The following is a 1,211-nucleotide window of genomic DNA, read 5'->3' as shown; positions in this document are numbered from 1 at the left end:
AAACCTATGCTCAAAGTACAGTCCGCACCGTAAAGCAATCTCAGGTTAGTGGCAGTACTGCCAAGCTGCAAAAAATTCAGGTCTGGAATGGTTCAGGCGTATCAATTTCATTTTATGAAGTCAATGAAATGGTAAAGCGGGTGTGGATTGACGATCCCTCCCAAGTTTTGATTGACACTGATGGTTGTTTAGAAGGAATCGACCAGAACTGTCAAAACAGTAGTGCCGGATTACTTCACTTACGCCGGATTAAAAAAGTTTCGGTTCCAGGACTGCCGCAAACAAGTGCAACTTTGCTTACAGTGATTACTCAAACTGCTTCTGGCTCACGCAAAGTTTACCACTTTCAAGTTACCCCATCCAATTCCCGTCCTGAATACAGTCAAGTGTCAATTATCTCGGATAAGCCATCTTCAAGAGTTACTCGACCCAAATTATCGCCATTAGTACAAACCACCAGAATTACAAAACAAATCAGAGCAGGGATGAGCGTAGCTATTAGTAATGGTTTGCTCTCCTCATCTGATGAACTTCACAATCGGATTGAGCAATTCTTGACTCATTTTCAAGCTGGAGAGCAAATTCCTGCTGCTGCTCTTCAAGCTGGTGTCTCACTTAATTTAGTTAACAAATTAATCGAGCTTGGACAAATATGAAATCATCAAAGCGTTCGCCCCAAATTAGTTTTGACACGATTCGCTATTTAATATTGTTTGGGTTGTTAGGAGGATTGTTTATTCACAGTTTTTGGAAATATGGAATTCTCAACCAAGTTATCGGGTTAATTCTGCCCAAAGCCTCGGCACAAGTCCCATTTGTCAGTAGCAGCAATGGCTTGATTCCAGACTGGTCACAAATGAAGTTTCAAGACATGATTGTATCTGAATCTGGTAATGTGACTTACCCATCCTTGAGAGGGAATCAGACTAGAACTTGGCAAGCTGGACAAAGCATTGGCGATTTTATGGAGCTTGGAGATTTTGAAGATGCCAATCTGAATATTGAAAAGCTTACTCTAAGGGCGATCTCTCAAGCATTAGCTATTGATTTAGATGGTTTAAAGCTTGATGATTTTGGAGTTGTTAAAACTCAAACCCTTAACGATTTAGTCAAAGCTATACCTGAATTAGCTAATCAATCAGCCAGGAATGTCGCACCAATAGCTGACTTTTTTCGCCAAATGGGTATCAGCACTAATCAAAGAATTGGTA

At 40.5% G+C, this 1,211-nt stretch carries 1 protein-coding gene and 1 pseudogene; both read left to right on the top strand.

Features of this window, described 5'->3' with window-relative positions; genetic code table 11:
• Window positions 1-656: hypothetical protein (locus tag ACWATR_RS40185; protein ID WP_460346013.1), on the top strand; the 656-nt coding region annotated here is incomplete at its 5' end.
• Window positions 653-1,211, top strand: a pseudogene (locus ACWATR_RS40180) (hypothetical protein); the annotation flags it as partial. The gene ACWATR_RS40185 and the pseudogene ACWATR_RS40180, both read left to right, overlap by 4 nt.

Source organism: Nostoc sp. UIC 10890, assembly GCF_054786515.1.
This window is presented reverse-complemented; position numbering and strand designations above follow the sequence as displayed.